The organism is Flavipsychrobacter stenotrophus (assembly GCF_002954265.1).
GTDB lineage: Bacteria > Bacteroidota > Bacteroidia > Chitinophagales > Chitinophagaceae > Flavipsychrobacter > Flavipsychrobacter stenotrophus.
In genome coordinates this window covers 941,936-966,260 of sequence record NZ_PPSL01000003.1, presented here as the reverse complement: position 1 = coordinate 966,260, position 24,325 = coordinate 941,936, and the positions used below count along the sequence as shown (strand labels likewise).

Genomic DNA, 24,325 nt, shown 5'->3' with positions numbered 1-24,325 from the left:
GCACCGTTAGGTGCAAAAGGTTTGTGGCAACCCTCCCCGCTCTTGCACAGCGTGCCGTAGGTACGCAATACCGCATTAACCATTCTTAAACCCGAACTAATCAACATAACGGAGATCAACCTTTGATCAAAAACCATATCAGCCCTACAGCGGCTACCGTCATTAACAACAATGTAATAATGCCAAGAATATTGGAGAGTTTTGAGTTGGTATGCTTGCCCATTATCTCTTGGTTATTACCAATATGCAGGATAATGGCTATCAATACCGGCGCGGTAAGACCATAAGATATGGCAGTATACAATAGCGCCTTTATAGGACTCACCCCCATAAAATCTAAAGACAACCCCACTATGAGCGAAATGATAATAGAAATATAAAACGGCTTTGCTTCGGCAAACTTCTTATCCAGCCCGGCCTGCCACCCAAAGGTTTCCGCAAGCATATAAGATTGTGAACCAGCGAGCACGGGTATGGCCAGCAGGCCAGTTCCCAACACACCGGTAGCAAAGATGAGATAGGTAAGTTTCCCGGCCAATGGCTCCAGTGCTTTTGCCGCCTGGTCTACTGTATCTATATGAGTTATACCAACCGGAAATAGTACACTGCCTGCAGTGAGAATAATAAAGAACATGACCACATTAGACAACAACATGCCCGAGTTAACATCCATTTTCATCTCTCCAAGTATCACATTGTTCACCACAACTTTCTTCTTATGCTGCATCCCTTCAGCCTCCATTGTAGCCTGCCAGAAAAATAAATAAGGCGATATGGTGGTCCCTAAAATACCAACTATAATGGCCAGGAACTCCTTATTAAATTCAAGGGTGGGAATAAGCGTATGCTTTGCGATAAGCCCCCAGTCCTGCTTTACCATAAAGGGCACAATGATATATAGCAGCAGTGAAAGACACAACCACTTCAATATCCTGGCGATCTTTTCGTAAGAAAAATTGATGATCACAAACATGAGAATGGCTGTAATAGAAATACAGAAAACAAACACCGGCACCTGCGGAAAAACCATATTGGCTACCGCACCCATACCCTGTATGTCGGCGCCTATATTTAGTGTTATAGCAGGAAAACTGAAGAGTAACATGGTGTATAAAAGCGGCTTCGAATAGTGCTTCTTTAATGTCACCGTAAGCCCCTGAGAAGTAACAATACCAATACGCGCACACATACCCTGCACTGCCGCCATCAACGGAAAAGTGAGCAGTGATGTCCACAGTGTAGTAAGGCCAAATTGGGCACCGGCCTGCGAATAGGTCGCTATGCCCGACGGGTCATCATCACTGGCACCGGTAATAAGGCCGGGGCCTAGTGTCTTAAAAAACTTCTTAGCTTTTGTTATGAATCCGCCGCTCACTGTATTTGCTATTTAATCCTATAGATCCGCCATTGCACAAGCATTAAAAATACCGCGCCATTGAAGTTACATGAATATAAAGAACCCGATCATTATGTTATTGCACATACACCTCATCGCAGGCTATCATAGGCTTTTTAGTAGCGCTGAAGCGCCATACCGGCAATGCCGAAAGATTTGTGGCAGTTACTTTTATAAACCTTGCATTAGTACTTCCCTTTGCTGCATAAGGCTTTACAGCCACATCAAAATGCTCTCCGTTTGCAGGCGGAGTCATCTCGTCGTACGCTCTGTATTTTACGCCATCATCAGATACCTCCACTTTGATCTTTTCAGGCAGGAATATCCAGTGGCGGGGATCATCAAGAAAATGCATTTTTATGGTCTTTATACTTTGCAATTTACCAAGGTCTATAGTGGCCACCATAGGCACATTATAGAAACAGAGCCAGTTAAAACTGAAGTCGTTATACCCCGGATTGCCATCTACCAAAGTTCTATTTCCCTTGGCAGGATAATCTTCCGCAAAGGGATATTGCAATGCAACCGTGGCCCCGATCGCCTTAGTTGGGGTTACGCCTCCCTTTAGTATTTCTGCCCACTCAGCAGCATATTTATCAGGAGTCAAACCACCTTCCGACAATTCTTTCACACCTGCTTTATTACAGTTATCTATAAATGCGCGCAGGTGTTTCGGATCACGAAATTTTCCTTTGGGCACCCATTCACCATTATTTTCTTTCTCAAAGATGCCGTGCTTCTCTATACCATAAAACTTTGCCTGCTGCAGCACTGTGTATTCCAGCGACAGGCGTGCTTTCATTACCCTGTCTTGTAGTGTTGGATTGTTCTCCACCTCTCCCTCAGCCAGGTCGAAGATGGTACCGTATTGCTCTATCAGATCTGGAGTAAGGTAAGATCTATATTCATTTATAGGGTTGCCGTAAATGTCTAGTTTACGATTTGATGTCAGCATTTTTTCCTGCATAATATTGATATAGGCCAGCAGGTTCTTACTAGCTTTCGGGCCGTAATAGTTGGTCATAAAATCAGCAGTAAGCTTCTTCACATCAGCCTTACTATCTGCCATCAGCTTAGCCTCTAGGTAGCTTCTCAATTCAGCCCATTCACCATATGTATCGCCACTACCCTGCGCAAATATTCCTTTCACTCCATTATCCTTCATGTACTGGATATTTGGCTGCAGCGTATGAAGATTAGGAAAAGGTGCCAGGTAATTAGTGAACTGAGTGATGTAGTCCCACACAAAAATGTTTGGTGTCAGCGCGGCCCAACCCTTCAGATCTGTCCTGAACTGTGCTGCACTGCCTTCTTCACTTAATGGCTTATCTCTGTATGCCTCTATATTACTCAGGAAGATGTAGACATTAGCTGCCGGCTTTAAACTCTTGGGCGCCTTATGTGTATAGGCGTAGGCAAGTGTAGTGATCTTCTTATCAGGAAAATTGCCTGCTACCTTATTCACAAACTTGATCAATGACCCGGCTGGTGTGCCCTGCTCATCATTTACAGGTTTACACTTGTCACATTCGCAATACCCAATATCATCGTTCTGACTTACAGACCAATAGATGGCATCAGGATTATCAGAGATCCTCTTCTTCATATCAGCAACTACTATCTTATATACCTCATCATTACCAAGGCACAACTGTGATGGTTGACGAACGCCCTTTACCAGTGCATAGTACTCCGGGTGAGACTTGAAGTAAGTTGCAGGAGGCACAAGTTTATTATAAGAATGTCCCCATAAGCCCCACAGATCTTCGAACTTCTGTAGCCTGTTCCACTCCAGGTATTCAGCATCAGCCGAGGCCGGATAATAACACTCGCGGTATTCGAACTGAGGCTTTACCTCTTCATGAAGCACCGGAATCTTTATTGTTGCAGCTGACGGCACAAACGCCGGAACATTAGCTAATTTCTTACAGCCCATGTTATTCTCCAGCAGCGCATAGACACCATAGATAAGACCTTTCCCGCTACCACCCATTATAAACAGGTCTTTACCCCTTGTCTCCAGCAAGTAAGCTTCAGCAGCCAGTTTACCGGGATGCATTCTATCGCCCTTTTGGGTGTGCCCCAGGTATAAAGCAGCATTGCCGGCACCCGCGTCTCCGCGAACTACCGGCAATTGAGCTCCTGATATTTGTTGTATATAATTCTGTAGCACCTTTGCCGCTCGCTGCTCAAGAGCAGATGGCTGAGATGGGATAACTATTTTATATTCAGATACCTTGTTGCTGACCAATACTATTTCCTGAGAACGACCGCCGCAGGAGTTAAGTATCAGAAGTATGATAAAGTATCCGCAGAGCCATTTTCTGTTCATAGTATTTTAATTAAAACCTCCTCAGCAATTGCAGATAGAAGTCGTACTGGTTATGATAAGTCGGGTCAGCAATTTTTTCATTATTAACAAAAACAGCATCGGTATACTTCTGGTTGTACCACGAGAAGAACATACCAATTGTAGTTCTATGCTTTATCTGCTTGGTATAACCCGCGCCACAGCTTACTGTTGGATAAGACAAAAGTTGTGCCAATGCATAGTTACGACTAAAATCATCGGGAGCAGTACCATAACCTGCTATTGCAGAGAACCAATCGCCGTGCGTGACAGGATTCATGTAATAACGTGCTGACAAAATTACAGAGTAATAGTTAGGCTGTGTAGTAGCTGCACTAGCCAGGCTGGCCGAAGACAAATTAGTATTCAGGTTGATGTAGTATCCACGCAGGTTGAAGTAGAAATCTTTGTACTCCTTAGCTACTGAAGCCAGGAAAGACAATGTAGTACCGCTATCCGCCTTCAGGTAGCGGACACCCACCTCACCATCATAACCATGCTTAAAGCTATGGAAGATAGAATAGCCCAACTTCAACTGAGGGAAGATGATACCATTAGGAGAGTAAGAGGCCACACCGTAAGAATACCACTTCGGCGTATGATTATATATCGCATCTGCTTCAAACTGGAAACCCGTACCATTCTGACGACCGGCGTAGTTAATACGCCCGGTTATAGAACCGCGCTTTATTCTGCGGGTATATTGTACCGTGGCTATGTGGTTAATAGAAGGCGCATAGTCGAACTTAGACCTAAGGTAAGCTACACCCCACTGGTTCTTCAGCCTGCGGCTAAACAAGTAGTTAGTATAATCTTGATACTTAGGGTCCAGATTAGCCATCTTGGTCAGCGTATCTGCGGTCAACCAGGCTTCTTCCCACTTCAACTGATTTTCATAGATCACGGCCCTCTTCAACAAGAAGTAAGGCTTATCAGGGTAAGCACGGCGGCCACGGGCTATCAATGCCAACGCAGTATCATACTGCTTTTGATCATTGAGAATGTTGATAGCATAAAACAAAGTGTTTGAATCTATCGGTGAAGCTTCCAATGCTTTGTAATATTCGCCCAATGCGCTATCAGCCATATTTGATGCCATGTACTGGCGGCCCGAACCTTGCAACTGATCTATATAAGCATCGCGGAAACGGATATTGTATGGAAACTGACCATGTAACGCACCGGTAATAGCATACGCTTCCTGATATTTATGCGCATCGCTGTAAATAGCTGCTTTTTTGAATAACAGATCTTTTGAATCGGGGTAGTAATGCAACGCCTGATCTGCGTAAACGATTGCAGAGTCATATTGCTTGAAGGCAGTTTCAATATTTATGATATAGTTCAAGGCATCCAGATTATCGGGCTGCTTTTCCAGCACTTCCTGTAAAATTGTCTTGGTACTTGAGTAGTCATCATAGGCAAGCGACTGACGGCCCGCGGCCAAAGACTGCTCTACGAAGCTATTCAGGTAGTGGCGCTTGTCAGGGTAACGCTGCAAGAGATCTCTTGATATCTGTGCCGCCTCTGCATAATGCTGATAAGATTCCAGAACACCGGCTTTCTTGTACAGCAAACCTTCATCGCCCGGATAATAAGTTAACACCTCATCAATAACGTGCAATGCATCGTCATACCTCTTTTGCTGAGAGTATGCGTTTACCATCATTGAGGTGGCTTGCTTGTCTGAATGGTCGTACTGTAAAACAGTTTTCAGATCGCTGATCGCACTGTCATATTCCTGCTCAGCAATATATGCCTTAGCACTCTGCGTTCTCAGTTCTATAAAATTTGCTTTATTGTCGGGAGTGGGGTTTTGCCTGTACACACCTTCCGCCAGCTTTGATGCAAGACCATAGCTTTTCAGGTTGGTAAGGATACCCATTTTCTTAATAGTCAGATCCTTGTCACCTTGGTATTTCTTCAATCCTGTATTTACCCAGCTCAATGCATCTTCAGAAAGGCCACGGCTGTTAGCAATGTTCACTACATAATTCAACGCATCGCGGTTACCCGGTTCCTTCTCCAATACACCCTGGAACTGCAGATATGGATCGGAGTTCATATAATACCTACCAGCCTGCATACGCATGTATGGTCCTAGCTTACGTACTTCCGGATCGTTAGGATATAGTTTTTCCAGGTTCTGTATTACCTCAATCGCATCAACGTAGCGGTACATAGCCTCAAGGATACCCACTTTCTTGATCATGAACTCATAAGAACTTGGCGATGCCTGTAGTGCACGATTGGTAAACGCCAATGAACTTACATAGTTACCCGATCTTACATCCAGGTTGTAAACCGCCTGTATTGCTTCTTTGTTCAAAGGGTCCTGCTCCAGCACAGCTTCATAAGAACGCTTAGCTATATCAATGTATCCCTTGTGAGAATACTGGCGTGCAAGTGTTAATTTATATTCCAGGTATACTGTGCGAATGAACGGATCGCCTGAGTACTTGTCGAACAAGTAATCAGCTAACTTGTTACTTTCTATCCAGTTACCCTCTTTGTTATACACATCGAGTTTCTTCAGCAAGATATCCCTGTCGTTTGGAAAGTACTTCAGTCCCAGATCCGCATATTCAATAGCCTGTACGTAGTTACACGCAATAGACTCCATATTGATCAGGTAGATATAGGCATCGCGGTATTTTGGATTCTTTTCAATAACCCTGTTCAACTCCAGACGAGCACTATCTACCTTACCGGCAAGAGAATAGGCACGCCCCAACAGCAAATGGATATCCATATTCTTTGGAGATATATCCAACGCCTTGTTACACATATTTATTGCCTTCTGATAGTGCTTGAGCTCTATCTCCCTTTTCGCATCCTGATACAGGTTATCTGACGATTCGAATTTCTTGAGCCATTGTGCATTTGTGTACAGACACAAAAGCATCAACGCAAGCGTAAGCTTCGAGATTCTCTTCAACATGTTGTTCAATTTAATACTAGTTAGTTGTGCTTCTGAAATTTTAACGTTCCTTATAAACAATAATAGCGACACAAGATAAAGCATTATTCAGTAATGTTAATAATCTGTGACAAACTTTTTTTATTTAGTTACATGTTTTTTGCAATAATAGATAGATTTTCAACAACGATAACAGGGTGACTAATAGTTGTATAAATCTGCTGAATATCAATACAATAAAGCCTTCCAGACAATCAAGCATTCTATAAAGTTGCCAGAGAATAAAATCGAGCAATACAAAATAAAACCTGAAAAAAATTACAAACACTTAATGTGCAGAAATATGTGAAGTGCCTGTTAGTAAATATATATTCCTGTGGATAATGTGTGGATTGTCATTTTTACGAGATTTGGCAGGAAAATATTACGCCATTGTCTGAATCAGAATGGCCAGAATTTTAGAATAAGCAGAATGTTGGATTCTCTTTTTACTTTTATGGCATGAGCTAACTAAGCTCTTTATCAATATGGTTGAAATAATCCCAAACAGTTCTGTTGGACCTTTTTCATTCAACACACCGATTGCTAATTACCTGGGGAAATTCCCTCCTGATAATATTGGCGACTATGAACCAATGACTGAATCAACCGCCTATTATTATTATGGCGGCGATTTAATAGTGTACACAGATGAACAAGGAATAATAGATACAATTGGGATATACTTTGATTGCTATCTGAAAAGCAGAAATTTATACCGCATGCCAGTTAAAAATTTCTTTGAGTATTTCAAAATCGGCGGAGAAGAAACAATAGTTAATGACAGGCTCTGGGTTAACGAAGACGAACAGCAGAAAGTATATGAAATTGCGACCCTTGGTCTGCAGTTATGGGTGGATGACACAGGCATGATAGCCACTGTAATTGCTGACATTGGCATGAATAGCCAGCGCTGTAGTTGATACCAGCATCTTTCAGGATTAAGCGAACACTTCGACCAGTGACGTCAGGTAGCAGATACGTCCCGATTGACAAATTGCCATGGCAATATCGGTGTAAATGCAAAAAAGGAACCGTTTCTGGTTCCTCTTTACTATATTGTTTCATAAACTGCTGATTAAGCCGGGTTAACTTCCGGGGTGGGTTCATCTTTGCCTTTCTTCTTTTTAGGCTGTGCACCAAAGCCCTGGCGCTGCATATTTCCCCATACGTGCTTACGGCCGGTAACGAAGTTAAAATAGCCCTTGAGTGCGAAAAACAGGATAAGCGGGTGATACAGGAACGGCTCCAAAAATGCCATCAGACAAAGGCCTATCACTTCTCCCCATGTCTTGTAGTATTTAAAGCTAAGCTGATCCCAAAGTAGTGCAAGTGTTGTGATCATTACAGAGAACGTGTAAACGAACACTATAAGTATGATAGCGAAAGGCCAGTTGATCTGCCCGGTGATAATAAGGTAGATGTAGAACAAAATACCACCAAACTCAACCAATGGCGCCAAAAGCTCGAAGAAGAAGTTATAAGTAAATACAATAACGCCCAGTCTTCCGAAACGTGGATTGAACAGGATCTTACGGTGAATACTCATGATCTGTGCCAGTCCGCGAGCCCAACGTGAGCGCTGACGGCCAAATACTTTAAGTGTTGTAGGGCCTTCTGTCCAGCAGAGCGTAAGTGGTACATACTTTACCGCATATCGCTTATTGTTAGATTTCATGTAAGAACACATCCTGGTGATCAGGTCCATGTCCTCTCCAAATGACTTAGAATCGTAACCACCCGCTTTTACAGATATTTCGGTATCAAACATACCCAAACCACCCGACACATTGGGCACAGAGTTGATGAGATCCCAACCCATTTTACCTAATACAAAGGCGCGGATATATTCCATTTCCTGAAAACGAGGAAGGAACCTGCGTGGAGGCCTTGCACGTATCAACAAACCGCCATCAACGTCGCATGAATTTACCATGCGCAGCGTAGCACCAGATGCAATTACTCGCTTTGTATTATCTTCTCCCGTTTTAGAAGAAACCTCCGTGGGCTGATCCATGAACGGCTTGATCAGTTTTGTGAGGGTATCTTTATCAAGGATACAATCCACATCCGTACACAGGTAGTAGTCATACTTAGCCAGGTTAATGCCCGCATTAGATCCATCAGCCTTACTCTTACCGTTAACCTTGTCTATAACGATCAACTTATCATATGCAGAGTTGGTAGACTTGAATATACGCTTGATAGGCATACAGTTCAGCTTTTCGCGGAAGGCATACTCTACGTGTACAAGTTGAAATTCATCGATCAACTTTTCCAGTGTATCATCTGTACTACCATCATTGATAATGATAACCTCGAACTTAGGATAGTTGAATGTGAGCAGTGAACGTACATTCTGAATGATGGTTACACCCTCATTGAACGCGGGCGCAACTACAGAGATACCCGGAGCCAAAGGAGATTCAAGGATGATACCATAATCTACAGAGGCATTCTTCTTCAGATACCTGCGGATAGATATCAGTGACATGATAGCCAGGATAGCGTACACAGCCAGAAGCGTTGTACCATATATGAACACTACAGTCTGGTAGAAAGTACCAAGACTTTCTAAAAAACTGCTATTAATGATCCAATTCCTTATTGCCTGCATAGTATCAATTATGTTTCTGTTCGTTTTCGCACCAGTTGTGTAACATGTGGACCAAGCGAAACTTCACTAATAACTTTTAAACTTTGTCAGCTCTTCTGTAACACTACGAGTGAGCTATTATTTCCTATTTCAACCTCAAAATACAAGACTACTTAATCAACGGATTCTGGCAGTGCTTAATGATCAACTTAGCTTCGTCTTCAGCGGTGTTCATTATATCATCTACCATTGCACGTGATATAGGTGTGTTGTGCCTGATCAGAGATCGGGCAGCATGCATTCTGATATCGAAGTTGTAAGAGTATAAAAATTCCGTTTTCAAAAATTCGAGGTGCTTACCAGAAGCGATACGACCTAGCGCCTTTAATATTTCGAGCTGGCAGTTAAGCGGCTGCGTATTGTATATTTCCAGCATCTTAGGCTCTGCATGCTCTGCAGACAACTTACCCAGGCAGTTAATAGCATCGGCACGGAAGTAGTGATCCTTATTATTTAAGATACCCATTACTGCCGGTATTGCCGGTTGCTGATCGTAGTGCGCGATGAGCTTAAGGCAAAATGAAACTATACTTTTATTTTCTGAGTAACTTACCCACCTTGAGAAGTTGGGGATAGGAATATCTTTGGTGGTAGTAATGATCTTGAATAACTCCAGCTGATCCCAGGGAAGAATAGGCTCAGTGGCAATATCGAAGAATTTAAAAGGTTCGTTCTTACTCAGCTGAACATAGGCATTACGCGCGGCGGCCCTTAATTCGGGCTTCTGGCTATTGGTCAGTGGCAGAATGGTTACATCCGATATGCTGATATCCATCCGGGTCAACTCTGTAAGAGCCTTTATCTGCACTTCCCAGTGAATGTTCTTCAACTTTTCATCGGCTTCTTTCATCAGGCCCATATCCAGGTAAAGCTTTCTAAGCAACTCCCCCACCTCGCCCCTGAAATTTCTGCGGTACTGAATAAGTATATCAATGATAGCCTGACGTACCCATTTGTGTTTAAATGCCTGATCGTTGAGGGCTGCCTGATCAAATTCTATGTCATCGACCGGTATCTTTTCTAGATTTTCATTGAGCAGCACCTGCTCGGTGATCATTGCCTCGATCTTTGGACTGATAAAAGCAAGTCTCTTTTCTTCAACATAAGCCTGCCAGCGCTTGTACATGATAACGCTATAGGCTGTGACTGTAGCTATGATAGCCACATAAATAAATATGATGGCGATCTCAATAAAAAGCGGCAGGTAGATAAACTGCTCATATGCCGACGTAATTAATGCAACAAGGCTACTAAACATTTACACGCGCTGTTTTTTTTGTTACTAACTTAGGGTTGTTCGTTCTTCTTTCTAATAATGACTTTACTCTTGTCAATAACTCTTCGGCCTTAATAGGCTTCTTCAGGTAATCATCTGCACCCAGCCTGAACGCTTCTGTTATTGTTTCTTCATTACCCACCGAAGAACAAACAATGATGCTGACATGCCTTTTAGACATATCGTTTCTTATCTTACTTACTACTTCAAGCCCGTTGGCATAAGGCATCATAAGGTCAGTTACTACCACATCATACTCTTCTGTATCCAGTTTTTCAAAGGCTTCTTTACCATCTCTGGCCGTAATAAGGTTATAGCCCGACTTAGCAAGTATGCTTCTTATGGCCAACAGCATTATGCTATCATCTTCAATTATGAGGATATTAGCAACATATGGCGCGGCATTGTCTTTAGCAACAACTGAGGTGGGTGGGGTAGATTGCTTTACCACAGGTGCCGCAACAGGCAGCGGAGACTCTGCTGCAACTACAGGCACTGCGGCAATGTTCTTTTTTTTCTTTTTTATGACTGCAACAATAATAAGAGCAATTATAGCGAGAGGGATAAGAATAAGAGCGGCTTTGATACCACCGGGAGCATTATCAAATTGTACTGAAAATAAGAAAAGGAAGTTGTGTCCTTCGGGCATGTGTGGCTTCTATTTTTTTTTGGTCACCAACTTTTGGTTGTTCGACCTGCTGTCTAATAATTTTTTGATCCTGATGAGCAACTCACCCGCCATGATAGGCTTTTTGAGATAATCATCTGCTCCCAGTCTGAATGCTTCAGTGATCGTTTCCTCGTTTCCTACTGATGATACTACAATAATGCTTACATGTCTTTTTGTAGAATCACTCCTTAACCTGCTCACTACTTCAAGCCCATTGGCATATGGCATCATGAGGTCTGTAACTACAACGTCATACTCCTCAGTATCCAACTTTTCAAAAGCTTCCTTACCATCTTTTGCCGTGATCACCTCATAGCCAGATTTTGTAAGGATATTCCTGATGGCCTTGAGCATTATGTCGTCATCTTCAATTATAAGTATGGTAGCCATGGAATTTTTGTACTGTTTTATGCAATAAATATTTTGACAAATGCCGGAAGGCATCGCCATTATAAGTAAAATTTATATCTCAAAGCTAATACATTCGTTTCACAAAACAAACATGCGGCTGATGAATATAAAGATACTGTTTAATATCTACAAGCAAAACTATAACAATTAACCCGCCTTACAAAAAGCTGAGGGCCAATACGGGCGTGATTAACAACTCAATAGGACAGCCATAACCATTGATTAAGAATTTGTTACTTTCAGAGGGAGGGAAACGTAGAATGTTGTACCCCTGCCTTCCACGCTTTCAAACCATATTTCGCCGTCGTGGGCACGAACCACCTGCAAGGAGATAGCAAGCCCTATGCCGTGAGGTTTTTCTCCGCAGGTGCCATACATTTTACTTTCGGTGAACATATCAAAAATGTGGTGTTTATTTTTTTCAGGTATTCCCATACCGGTGTCATTAATAGATACCACCACATTATCTGCTACTTTGCTGATCTTTACAGCAATTGTAGTGTTTTCATAACTGAACTTAATGGCATTTACGATGAGATTATTAAAAACACGCCATATTTTATCTTTATGTATAAAAGCCTGAATGTTCTCATCGTAAGATACTACTGTAATATTTTGTTGCTTAACGTGAGCCCTTGCATTGAGCAATTCCACACAACTAATGACTAGCTTGTTAACATCGGTCATCTCCTTGTGCATATTACCCGGCGCTATGGTCTCGGCAGCTTCTAGAATGTCTTTGCTTAGATTCAAAGAATTATTACAAGCTTCATTAATGAGCCGAAGCATTTCCAGCTCTTCTTCAGGCCTATCGGCAGAATCGCCTATTAGAATATCGGTAAGGGCGGAAATAGCGGAAATAGGACTCATTACATCGTGCGCTACAGACCTGAGAATGCGGGATTTGTCTTTATCTCTGAATTCCACTTCCTTTAAAGCTATCTCCAGCTGTTGCTGCTTTTCATTTACTTTCTCATTTAATGCGGTAAGTGACCTCATATCCTTACTAACCCGGGAGGAATACCGAAGAACAAGGAAAATGATGATAACAGCCATTACAATGATAACCAATGCAATAACCAGCCACATTTCGTCTTGCTTCTTATTTTTCTGCAAAGAAAATATCTGGTATTGCCTTTCCTGATTTTTTAACCGTCCTTCTATATCTGAGCTCATCAAAGCCTTATTACGCTCAATAAAGCTGTCATTTTTGTTGATATAATCGACCAGATGTTTGTAAGCTTTAACAGAATCTCCCCGCTGCTCGTAGTACTTACTTGCCACCCAATTCCATTTTATTTCTACAACCCTGCTTGGAATTGTGTCCAGTTCCGCTCTTATATCCTCGAGCAAAATTTTCAGCTCCGGCAGTTGCTTTGTTTCCAGGTATATATTGGCAAGCTTGATCTGGCTTAGTTCAGCATCTGAATTTGTATAATCTTTCTGCAGGTTTACCTTGATGCTATTACTAAGTAAAGTTTTAGCAGAGTCGTACCTGCCGGCAGCAATGTACACATCGGCCATATTGCCCCATACAACGGCTTCTGCACTCTCGAATGCCTTTGCGGGCTTGCCGGGAAATTTGTCGATATTCTCTCTAATAAATTTAAGCGCCTTGCTATAATACAACACGGCACTGTCTGTCATATTTAACTTTCCGTAACACAACCCGATGTCATCAAGCAGTTCCTGTTTCAGATAGAAATTTGAAAAATCGGGGTTACAGTAAAGCGCCTGGTTGAAGGACTGCTTGAAATACTGAGCCGCTTCGAGATATTTTTGCTGGCGGTATAAAACTATACCGAGACTATGATTATAAATAGTAAACGAACAAGAATCTGCATTGGTCTGGGCAAGTACCTTAGCCTTGTAGTAATAATCGTATGCCTCGCTGTACAATCCCTTAGCCATCAGTGCATCGGCTTTGAGATTGTATATCTCCATATACATTTTAGGATTCTTATTGAGGCCGTTTCTTTCTAGAATTCCTAACATGGAATCAGCCAGATCTATACTTTTTTCATAGTAACCAAGATCCATGTACAATATATTACAGTAGGTAACATACTTCATTTCATCGGCAACGGATAATTTCCCTGCATGTGCATGAACGTTGGAGATATACTCGGCAGCGGCCACTTTATTGCCGGAGTCATGCATCCTATCGGCACGAATAACAGCGGAGTCCATAGAAATATTTGCTGTAGCGGCATGATCATCTTTAAGATGACATGACGCAAGAGTCAGCATAACGAAAATTGTAACGAACAGTGTTTTCGGCACAGAGAAGGATAATGTTATACAAATATAGCCTTACAAACTATTTAAACAATAATAATATTTAAAATAGAAACTGAGAAGCGACACAAAATACACATGAAGAACAAACAACGAATATGTGCTAGGTGTTATAACTAAAAAAAACTATCTTTATGGCTCTCTTGATGTAATTACGAAAAAACTATCTTAGGTTCAAAACCAACCATTTGATGATTATTGGCTGTATCTATAAGGAGATATCCGTAATAAAATTATTATCTGTCATATATAAAGCAGTATGAAAAGAATTTTACCTCAATTTCTTCGTAATCTATTGTTTTGCTGCGGGTTTCTGCTGCTGAGTGTAGCCGCAAAAGCAAACCACCTGGTAGGCGCAGATCTTTATTATACATGGGTAACCGGTAATCAATATAAGATCACTGTTATTTTATACGGAGATTGCGAATCAGCAGCAACTACCACCGCCTTTGCCGGCCTCTCTACGTCGATACCACGTGTATGTGTATTTGACGGAACTACAAGTGTGGCTACACTGGCACTAACCATACAGGCACCCACAGCCGGAGTGGAGATCACCCCTGTTTGCCCTGATGAAGCAGCCAACACCAAGTGTACCAACCTCGCATCACCAACGCCGGGCATCAAAAAATTCGTTTACACCACTACCTATACAGTGCCATATAACTCTGCTAACTGGAAGTTTATCTTTAATGGTTACCTGGGTGGTGCTTACATAGCAGGTAGAGCAACCTCACTTACAAACATATCGAGCACACCAGTGTCCTATATACAATTGGAAGCCACACTTAACAACCTTGCTGTGGCAACTAACTCTAATCCTATTCTTACTATCTTACCGGTACCCTTCTTCTGCCAGAATGGTAACGACACCTATAACCCCGGCGCAGTTGATGCAGACGGTGACAGCCTTTCATTCTCATTGGTTGCTGCTCAGAATGGATCTGCGGGGGGATGTTCGTTAGGGTTTGGGCCGGTAACGTATCTTACCACCTACCCTTACTCGGGAACTAATCCGCTACATACAGTATCGGGGGCCGTAGGTTTTGATGCGGCAACAGGACAAATATCATTTGTACCGGATATACTACAGCGATCTGTTGTCGTATATACAATTAATGAGTACCGGGGCAATGTACTTATAGGCAGCATGCAACGTGAAATGTCTTTTACTGTTATTTCGTGCCCCATACCTACACCTACCGGGGGAATAACAACGGCAACAAATGGCACAGTAGATGACGCCACTCACTTTCATATTTGTGCAGAAACAGGGCCATTCAGCTTTAACCTGAATGCCGTAGCAGCAACACCCACAACCAATATAACAGTTAGCAATACCGGATTACCGCCGGGATGCGGATTTTCAGTTGCAGGTAATGGCACACCAAGCCCTGTAACAACTATTTCATGGACATCTACAGGTACTACTCCCGGCATCTACACATTCTATGTAACGTATACCGATGATGCATGCCCGCTGCAGGGAACACAAACGCTGGCATTGACAATAAGCATATACCCCATACCTACGCTGGCGTATACAGTAATACAACCTAAAAGTTGTGCAGGTAATGCCATCGTATCCATATCACCGGGTGGCTTGGGCAGCCCATGGAGTGTAATGGTACTGGATGCGACAGGTGCTCCAATAGATAGTAATATAGGCGTGACAGGCACGTATCTTGACACGTTGGATACCGGCAACGATACATTGGTGATATATAGTGCTACTTCTTCCTTCTGTAATTCGAGGAACTCTATTGTTATACCACCACCAACATTTGTAACCATATCAGCCACAAAGACCAACCCTTCGTTCTGCGGAAATAATGATGGTACGTTAACCATATCAGGCTTAAATCCACTGGAGCAAGATACGCTCTACTTTACACTGAACGGCGTGCCGAATACCGGTGTACCTATCTTCTCCTCATCGGGAGGAACGTATGTAATGAGCGGGCTTTGCGCGGGCACTTACAATAATATGTATGTGAAGTTTGGCACGTGCACGTCACCGGCAATTGGACCTTATACTTTAAGCAATCCGGGATTCACCATAGATCGCCTTGAATTTCACCAACCAACGGCTTGTGGATTTAATGACGGATGGATAAAGATAATAGGTATGCACCCCGGCCAGCAAGATACCATTAAGTATACTTTAAATGGCGTTCCTCAAACTCCGGTATCAGCATTTGTTGCACCTGATAGCGCAATTACGATTACTAACCTCGGGTCGGGCAATTATAACAATTTTGTTGCCAACACTGTAGGTGCATGCGCTTCAAGTCCGTTCCATTGCACTTCAAATATGCTTGGTCCTGTAAATCTGGTTGACACTCAGTTGAGTGCAGGCTTTACGTTTACAGTTCACCCGGGTTGCAATGGAGATACCGTGAAATTTACAAATATATCTACTCCACTTACTCCTGTACCATTGTTCTATCGCTGGTACTTTGGTGATGGCGGTACAGATACATCAAGAAACCCAACTCATATTTATCACCCAACAGCAGCAACAACATATACTATAAAGCTGATCATTACCAATACACAATGTGTGGATAGTAATGTGCTGCAAACTGTAAGTTTCCCTGCACCTATTAAAGCAATATTTACATCGACACCGGATACAGTGATCTGCCAGAATACATCTGTTGCATTCAGAGACACCTCTACAGGTGCCGTGTTGAGCTATGCATGGACATTCGGAGACGGCGCTACCGCTACCAGCAAAGACCCTCTGCACACATTTGTGAATACCGGGTCTTACCCGGTTACACTTACTGTAACTGACGGCATACCATGTACCGATGCGGTTACTAAAATAATACAGGTAGACTCAACCAGTGCAATAACCATGCACGCAAGTGACACGGTTATATGCAGAGGCGGGCAGGTAACTTTTGCAGGCACTTATACTACAATAGGTATGACAGGTAATCTGTGGTCGTTTGGCGATGGCGGAAGTTATGCTGACGCGAATCCTATTTCGCACTCCTTTGATGCTGTTGGTACGTTGCCAATAACACTGACAGTATACTACAGAGCATGTAATACTGCTATAGTAACACGCAATGTAAAGATCTACGACAACCCTAACATCTACCTCGGACCAGACTCAGCAATGTGTCCCGGCAGTACCGAGATAGAAATTTACGACCTGGCCAATGCGGGTAATCCGCTAGCATCGTGGTTGTGGAATACCGGATCTACTGCATCTCACATCATTGCGTCAGAACCTGGCTACTACTCTGCTACTGTTACAGTAAACGGATGTATCGGTACTGATACTGTGTGGATAGCTAATGATTGTTACATCAGCTTCCCTAATATCTTCACTCCGAATGGTGATGGTATCAATGATTACTTCTTCCCACGCAATTTGCTGTCACGTGGCCTCATAGAATTCAAGATGGACATCTTTAACAGATGGGGCCAACAGATCTATGAAACCAAGAATACAGAAGGACTTGGATGGGATGGTAAGTTTAATAATGAGCCACAGCCACAAGGCGTATTCATCTACCTGATCGAGGCTAAGTTTAAAGATGGCCAGAAGATAAAGAAACAAGGCAATGTAACGTTGGTGAGATAGTTGGGTTAATTAGTTAACAGATTAATAAGGTAATAAGTTAAAGAGGGGCTGTCTCAAAAATACGAGACAGCCCCTCTTTTATTGGCGTGGCCATTTCGTGTATCATGCCCTATTAACTTTTTAACTTATTACCTTATTAACCCTTCAACGGTTCACTTCATTCCTTCCTTTTCCTTTTGCAATTTGAATAACAGATCGCGGAGACGGGCAGCTTCCATGAAGTCGAGTTCCTTAGCGGCCTTTTCCATTTCTTTCTTGATCTTACCTATCTGCTTATCCAGCTGCGCTGCCGTTTTATACTCTACTTCTTCTTCAGCCGCAATACTTATCAATTCATCTGCTATCGCATACTTGTTGTTTTCATCATAGCCCTTTATTTCGAGCACCGATGTCTGCCCCATTATCTCCTGTATCGACTTCTTTACCGTTGTAGGGGTAATGCCCTTTTCTATGTTGTTTTGTATCTGCTTATCTCTACGGCGACTGGTCTCGTCGATAGTACGCTGCATACTATCTGTGATCTTATCTGCATAGAAAATAACCAATCCGTCAACATTACGTGCCGCACGGCCTGCCATCTGTATCAGTGAACGTTCATCTCTCAGGAAACCCTCTTTATCGGCATCAAGAATAGCCATCAGCGACACTTCGGGAAGATCAAGTCCTTCGCGCAAAAGGTTCACACCCACTAGTACATTGATTATACCAAGGCGCAGATCTCTCAGTATCTCTACGCGTTCCAACGTGTCTACTTCAGAGTGGATGTACTTTGATTTGATGTTGATGCGCTTAAGGTATTTATTCAGTTCCTCTGCCATGCGCTTGGTAAGCGTGGTCACCAATACGCGATCACCTTTAGTAACCCGCTTTTCTATTTCATCAAGCAGATCATCTACCTGATTGATACTTGGGCGGATCTCAATCGGCGGATCCAGCAGCCCGGTAGGCCTTACGATCTGTTCTGTAACCACCCCACCACACTGCTCTAATTCAAACTTGCCGGGTGTGGCACTCACATATATGACCTGGTTGAGCAGGGACTCAAATTCATAAAAATTGAGTGGCCTGTTATCGAGCGCCGACGGGAGGCGGAAGCCATAGTCGACCAGTGTTATCTTTCTGGAGCGGTCGCCCCCATACATACCACTTATCTGTGGTATGGTAGCGTGACTCTCATCTATGACCAGTAGAAAATCATCGGGGAAATAATCTATAAGGCAGAACGGCCGTGTGCCAGGGCGGCGGCGATCAAGGAAACGGGAATAGTTCTCAATGCCGCTGCAATACCCCAGCTCCTGCATCATCTCCAGATCGTAAGTAACGCGCTCCTTTATACGCTGTGCTTCTATGTGCTTGCCATTGGCCTTGAAATAATCAATCTGCGCATTCATCTCATCTTGTATCTCAAAGACAATGTTGGCCATCTGTTCCTTTGGTGCTATGTATAGATTAGCAGGGAAGATAGCGGCGTTCTCCATAGTCAGGATGCGCTTGCCGGTATCTGTTTCAAAGCTCTCTATCTCTTCCACTTCATCACCAAAGAAGGTAATGCGATAACCATAGTCAACATAAGGCAGATTGACATCAACGGTATCACCGTTTACCCTGAATGTCCCTCTGGCAAACTCGCCTTGGCTGCGATTGTACAATGAATTGACCAACTGATGCAGGAAGGCATTTCTGCCTATACTATCGCCGGTTTTGAAGCGGATAATGCTATTGGCATACTCGGTAGGGTTACCAATACCATATATGCACGAAACAGAGGCAACCACAATGATATCTCTACGGCCGCTTAACAGGCTTGAAGTAGCCCTCAATCGCAGCTTCTCCAGCTCTTCATTAATGGAAAGGTCTTTCTCTATGTAAGTACCCGATGTTGGCATATATGCCTCGGGCTGATAATAGTCGTAATAAGAAACAAAATACTCAACAGCGTTATCGGGGAAGAACTGCCGAAACTCACCATACAACTGCGCCACAAGCGTTTTGTTGTGGGTGAGTACCAGTGTAGGCCTGTCCACCTGCTGCACTACATTGGCAATGGTAAAGGTTTTACCCGACCCGGTAACACCCAGTAATGTCTGGAATTTCTCACCATCATTCAACCCTTCCACCAATTGCTTGATGGCTTGCGGCTGATCTCCTGCGGGCTGGTACGGGGATTGTATTTTAAACTTCATGCCTTACAAATTTCGGTGTTTTTACAAATGCAAATGAAAATGCTGCTGTTAAAATATAAAATGCATTAAAAAAGCCATACCGCTGGGCGATATGGCTCTATAATATTCTAATTGTGATTACTTGCTGTCTGTATCTATCACATACACATCCTCATTGTCATGCTTCATGCGGTAGTTTTCCCTTGCGTATTGTTCCATCTTCTGCCTGTCGGTAAGTAAGCCATCTCTCTCCGCCTGCATAATGCTGATCTCTTTATTGAGATACGCTATGTTGCCTTTCAGACCGTCCAGTTCCTTTTGTTTTTGCCTGAGTGTCAACCAATCATTCTGATCGAAAAACATGCTCCACATAACAAACAAAAATGCTGTAATGAAGTACTTATTGGCTACTACCTTTAAAACCTTCTTAAAAAATTCCTTCTTCATAAACTATGGGAGGTTCTCTACAAAGATAAGGTTTGAAAATCAGAAAAAATATTTCCCTGATTCATATAAGCTGCCCCGGATTGAATGACCGGGACAGCTTATAAAATTTCAACAAGCAATATTTTAATTGCGAATGATCTTTCCCGTGTATTTACGGTCACCGGCATCAACCTTTATAAGGTATACGCCAGTAGGATAACGGCTAAAATCAAACTTAAACTCGTTTTCAGCATCTATCTTTGTAATTATAACTTTCCCTGTAACATCGGTGATCGTTATTGCAGTAGCTATAACACCATCAGGTATTTGCACTGTCAACTCGCCATTTGTGGGGTTAGGATATATTTGCAGATCATCATCGGACTTAGTAATTGCGCCGGACTCACGTGCAGGCTTACAAGTAGGGCATACAACAGTTATATTTTTTGTAGTTGTTACAGGACATGCTGCGCCACCAGTGTACATAATTGTGACCGACCCGACAGATACACCATAAACACTTGTTGTCGCACCGGGCGTAATTACTGTCGCAATAGCCGTATTGCTACTACTCCATGTGCCTGTATTACTTGCGCCTCCGAGAGAGGTACTTCCTGTAAGGGGTATATTGTTTGTTGCTTGAACAGAAGAAGGCCCACTAATATAGGCGGTGCCATTACTAATAAAGAGCGTTCTGGGCCCTACAAGAGGTGTTGAGCAATAATCTGAATTATCAGGTGCCGCATAGTATACACCCGGAGCGCCTCCTGTAGATACTGCGGTCACGACATTGCTAGGCACTGCACCCGAAGCAGTAAAGTGAGTCGCATCTGCATAACTCCATGTTCCTCCTGAAGGAGAACCCGATATTGTAATTTGACCGCCTACACACACATATCCTGTCCCTCCCATAGTGGCAAACCCTTTAGCATATATGCTTAATGTTGTGCTTGCACTTCCGCACATGTTAGTGATGCTATATGTTATAACGGCGCTTGAGGGGCTGGCATTTCCCCCTACTCCGGCAGTAACGACTCCGGAGCTGGAAATAGTAAGCCTATTAGATGGCGACGCAATACTCCAGCTACCGCCTGTGGGGCCGCATGTAAATGTAACAGGCATTGCTCCTTTACAAAACGGTGTTGTACCTGATATAGCACTCACTGTAGGTGTAGTCACAACAGTGACAGTTGCAGTTGCAGAAGCGCTACCGCAGGCATTTGTCGCCGTAAAAGTATATACTCCCGCAGAAAGAGCATTTACCGTAAACGACGTAGGATTCTGCACGGCCGCACTGTAACTGTTAGGGCCTGACCATGAGTAACTGGTCGCACCTGCAGCACTGCCCGTTAATGAAAGTGAACTGCCTGAGCAAAGGGGATTAGGTGAAGCAGCCGCGCTGGCTGAAGATGGAGCAGCAATAACTGACATCCCATATGTAGCATATGAAGTGCCGCAACTATTACTCACCGCATAGGTTATAGTAACGGAACCAATAGTTACCCCAATAACACCACCAGACGCGTCAACGGTTGCTATTGCTGTGTTACTACTGCTCCAGGCACCTGAAGGTGTAGCGTCGCTGAGTGTAGTTAGTGTCCCCAAGCATGCTGTTGCAGAACCCGTAATAGATGCGACAGAAGGTGGACCTGTTACTGTAATGTTATAAAATGCATAAGCAGTTCCGCAACTATTGGTAACGGCGTAGCTTATTGTTGCAGATCCGGTTGATACGCCCCATAAATTGCCTGATGCATCTATCGTTGCTACACCTGTATTGCTACTGCTCCATGTACCTCCGGAAACAGTTTCCGACAGAGTAGTGGAAGCTCCAGCACATAAAGTTGTACTTCCGGATATACTGCCAGGATTGGCAGCAGGGGCTACGTTTACTGAATATGTAGTAAATGCTGTACCACAGCTGCCGGAAACTGTATAGGTTATTGTAGTGGTTCCAACAGAAACACCATAAACAACGCCTGAGCCGTCAATTGTTGCAACTGTAGGTGTACTACTGCTCCATGTCCCGGTTGAATAGGTTTCGGTAAGAGATATTGTTGCCCCGCTACAAACCGTGCTTGGTCCGTAAATTGTACCTGCTGAAGGAGCACCTAGCGGTGAAATCGTAATTGTCGCAAAGGTACTCGCACAAGTTGAGCTGCTCATTGTGAGCGTATAAGTGGTTGTAGTAGCCGGAGTGGCAGTTGGGTTTGCGCATGCACCACAAGATAACCCTGTGGTTGGGAGCCACGAATAACCAGTAATGGTGCAGAAGTTATAGATCGATCCGGATGGAATCAAATCTGTTCCACAGGGGTCACTACTGCTCGGTGTTACACTGTTGATAGTTACCGTTTGTGCCAAAGCACAAAAATGAGCAGATAAAAAAACAAGGAATAAAATTGCGATTTTTCTCACGATAGTTCAAGTTGATTTGGGTAAAAGACGTTGTTTTCAAAATAAAATCGAATCCGGGTGATGATACATAGAACAGGTTGTTCGCTTTTATAAGCGTGAATAGTCTTTAGAGATGTTTTTTTGTTTATTGCCAATGAATAAGTTTAGAGGTGAATACTATAGATTTTAAATACATGCATCTTAAAACGAACTTACCACTCAAAGAAATAAAATCATAATTTTTTGATAGATAGCGGATTTTGGGTGACGAAATGCATGTTTTAGCTATCGAACTGCATAGGAAACTGTCTATAACTTTGCAGAGATGGGCTCGAAAAACAGTAAAGACGTAACAATAAATGCACAAAAAAAGCGACGCACAATGTGCGTCGCTTTTCAATCTTAGTTATTCAATAGATTATTTACCAAACTTCAAAGCACGACCCGGGTAATACGCAGAAGCACCCAGTTCTGCTTCTATGCGAAGCAACTGATTGTACTTCGCCATACGATCGCTACGGCTTGCAGAACCTGTCTTTATCTGTCCGCAGTTCAATGCTACAGCAAGGTCGGCAATAGTAGTATCTTCAGTTTCTCCGCTGCGATGACTCATGATGGTGTTGTAACCCGCACGCTGTGCCATTGTTACCGCATCAATTGTTTCGCTAAGCGTACCTATCTGATTTACCTTTACCAGCAACCCATTGGCAGTGTTTTCCTTTATACCTCTTTCCAGGCGGGTTACGTTGGTAACAAACAAATCGTCACCTACCAACTGTACCTTGCTGCCCAACGCATCTGTAAGCATCTTCCAGCCCTTCCAGTCGTCTTCAGCCATCCCGTCTTCTATGCTTACAATAGGGTATTTCTTGCACCAGTTAACCCAATAAGCGACCAGCTCTTCGCTGTTCATTTTCTTACCATCGCTCTTGTGGAAATGATATTTCTTATCCTTCTCTTTCCACAGTTCGCTATTGGCTGCATCTATAGCTATAGATACATTATCGCCCGGCTTGAAGCCTGCCTTTTCTATAGACTTCAATACTATTTCAATAGCTTCTTCATTGCTCTGAATATCCGGAGCGAAACCGCCTTCATCACCTACATTGGTGCTAAAGCCCTTGCTCTTCAATACAGTCTTCAGTGTATGGAATATTTCCACACCCCAGCGCAAACCTTCCTCAAAAGTATCTGCACCATTAGGCACTACCATAAACTCCTGGAAGTCTATCTTGTTATCGGCATGCGCACCACCGTTCAAGATGTTCATCATAGGAACAGGCAATGTATTAGCATTAACACCACCAATGTAGCGGTAAGTGCTCATACCCACACTCTGTGCAGCAGCCTTTGCAGAAGCCAGACTTACAGCCAGTATAGCGTTTGCACCCAGCTTAGCTTTGTTGGGCGTACCGTCCATTTCAATCATCAGACTGTCTATCGACTTCTGATCGGTAACATCCACACCGTATAGCTCTTCAGCTATCACATCATTTACATTCTCAACAGCTTTAAGTACACCTTTACCCATGTACTTCTTCTTGTCGCCGTCACGCAATTCCACGGCTTCGTGCTTACCTGTGCTGGCGCCGCTGGGCACTGCAGCCCGGCCTATTATACCTTCACTGGTATGTACATCTACTTCAACCGTTGGGTTACCACGGCTATCGAGCACCTGTCGTGCAATAACGTCTGTAATAAAACTCATAATGTGCGATTTTGT

14 protein-coding genes are annotated in these 24,325 nt (G+C 43.2%); 2 read left to right on the top strand and 12 right to left on the bottom strand.

Going from position 1 to position 24,325, the window contains the following annotated elements; all coding sequences use genetic code 11:
* Positions 1 to 115: 115 nt before the first annotated feature.
* From CJD36_RS14045 to CJD36_RS14035, 3 genes are all read right to left on the bottom strand, one after another.
* Entirely contained in the window at positions 116 to 1,375 is a 1,260-nt protein-coding gene (locus tag CJD36_RS14045) for an NRAMP family divalent metal transporter (protein ID WP_105039813.1), read from the bottom strand.
* Between the two features lie 97 nt (positions 1,376 to 1,472).
* Entirely contained in the window at positions 1,473 to 3,728 is a 2,256-nt protein-coding gene (locus CJD36_RS14040; RefSeq protein WP_105039812.1) for a DUF4838 domain-containing protein, read from the bottom strand.
* A 10-nt stretch (positions 3,729 to 3,738) separates the two neighbouring features.
* The gene (locus CJD36_RS14035) at positions 3,739 to 6,687 is read right to left on the bottom strand and encodes a tetratricopeptide repeat protein (RefSeq protein ID WP_161499318.1); all 2,949 of its coding nucleotides are present in this window, start codon (positions 6,685 to 6,687) and stop codon (positions 3,739 to 3,741) included.
* A 506-nt stretch (positions 6,688 to 7,193) separates the two neighbouring features.
* On the opposite strand from CJD36_RS14035, the gene CJD36_RS14030 reads away from it, so the two are divergent.
* The gene (locus tag CJD36_RS14030; protein WP_105039810.1) at positions 7,194 to 7,628 is read left to right on the top strand and encodes a hypothetical protein; all 435 of its coding nucleotides are present in this window, start codon (positions 7,194 to 7,196) and stop codon (positions 7,626 to 7,628) included.
* Positions 7,629 to 7,783: 155 nt separating this feature from the next.
* Here the strand turns inward: CJD36_RS14030 and CJD36_RS14025 are convergent, their stop codons facing one another.
* The 5 genes from CJD36_RS14025 to CJD36_RS14005 all read right to left on the bottom strand — a co-directional run bounded on the left by CJD36_RS14025 (position 7,784) and on the right by CJD36_RS14005 (position 13,968).
* Complete coding sequence (locus CJD36_RS14025; protein WP_105039809.1) at positions 7,784 to 9,322, bottom strand: glycosyltransferase family 2 protein; 1,539 nt, start codon at positions 9,320 to 9,322, stop codon at positions 7,784 to 7,786.
* A gap of 148 nt (positions 9,323 to 9,470) precedes the next feature.
* Positions 9,471 to 10,619: a HEAT repeat domain-containing protein gene (locus tag CJD36_RS14020; protein ID WP_105039808.1), complete on the bottom strand. Its 1,149-nt coding sequence runs from the start codon at positions 10,617 to 10,619 to the stop codon at positions 9,471 to 9,473.
* Complete coding sequence (locus CJD36_RS14015) at positions 10,612 to 11,286, bottom strand: response regulator transcription factor (protein WP_105039807.1); 675 nt, start codon at positions 11,284 to 11,286, stop codon at positions 10,612 to 10,614. The genes CJD36_RS14020 and CJD36_RS14015 overlap by 8 nt, the downstream gene beginning before the upstream one ends.
* 9 nt (positions 11,287 to 11,295) lie before the next feature.
* On the bottom strand, positions 11,296 to 11,697 hold the full coding sequence (locus CJD36_RS14010; protein WP_161499317.1) for a response regulator transcription factor: 402 nt from the start codon (positions 11,695 to 11,697) through the stop codon (positions 11,296 to 11,298).
* 243 nt (positions 11,698 to 11,940) lie between these two features.
* Positions 11,941 to 13,968 carry a tetratricopeptide repeat-containing sensor histidine kinase gene (locus tag CJD36_RS14005; RefSeq protein WP_105039805.1) on the bottom strand — a complete coding sequence of 676 codons (2,028 nt, stop codon included), beginning with the start codon at positions 13,966 to 13,968 and terminating at the stop codon, positions 11,941 to 11,943.
* A gap of 307 nt (positions 13,969 to 14,275) precedes the next feature.
* Here CJD36_RS14005 and CJD36_RS14000 point away from each other — a divergent pair, with 307 nt between their 5' ends.
* On the top strand, positions 14,276 to 17,617 hold the full coding sequence (locus CJD36_RS14000; protein ID WP_105039804.1) for a PKD domain-containing protein: 3,342 nt from the start codon (positions 14,276 to 14,278) through the stop codon (positions 17,615 to 17,617).
* 152 nt (positions 17,618 to 17,769) lie between these two features.
* Here the strand turns inward: CJD36_RS14000 and uvrB are convergent, their stop codons facing one another.
* The 4 genes from uvrB to eno form a co-directional block, all read right to left on the bottom strand.
* The gene (gene uvrB / locus CJD36_RS13995) at positions 17,770 to 19,800 is read right to left on the bottom strand and encodes an excinuclease ABC subunit UvrB (protein ID WP_105039803.1); all 2,031 of its coding nucleotides are present in this window, start codon (positions 19,798 to 19,800) and stop codon (positions 17,770 to 17,772) included.
* Positions 19,801 to 19,917: 117 nt separating this feature from the next.
* Positions 19,918 to 20,226 carry an FtsB family cell division protein gene (locus CJD36_RS13990; protein WP_105039802.1) on the bottom strand — a complete coding sequence of 103 codons (309 nt, stop codon included), beginning with the start codon at positions 20,224 to 20,226 and terminating at the stop codon, positions 19,918 to 19,920.
* Between the two features lie 123 nt (positions 20,227 to 20,349).
* Positions 20,350 to 22,569, bottom strand: coding sequence for an Ig-like domain-containing protein (locus tag CJD36_RS13985; RefSeq protein WP_105039801.1), 2,220 nt, complete (start codon positions 22,567 to 22,569; stop codon positions 20,350 to 20,352).
* Between the two features lie 451 nt (positions 22,570 to 23,020).
* Positions 23,021 to 24,310, bottom strand: a complete 1,290-nt coding sequence (eno, locus tag CJD36_RS13980; protein WP_105039800.1) for a phosphopyruvate hydratase — start codon at positions 24,308 to 24,310, stop codon at positions 23,021 to 23,023.
* Between the last annotated feature and the right edge of the window lie 15 nt (positions 24,311 to 24,325).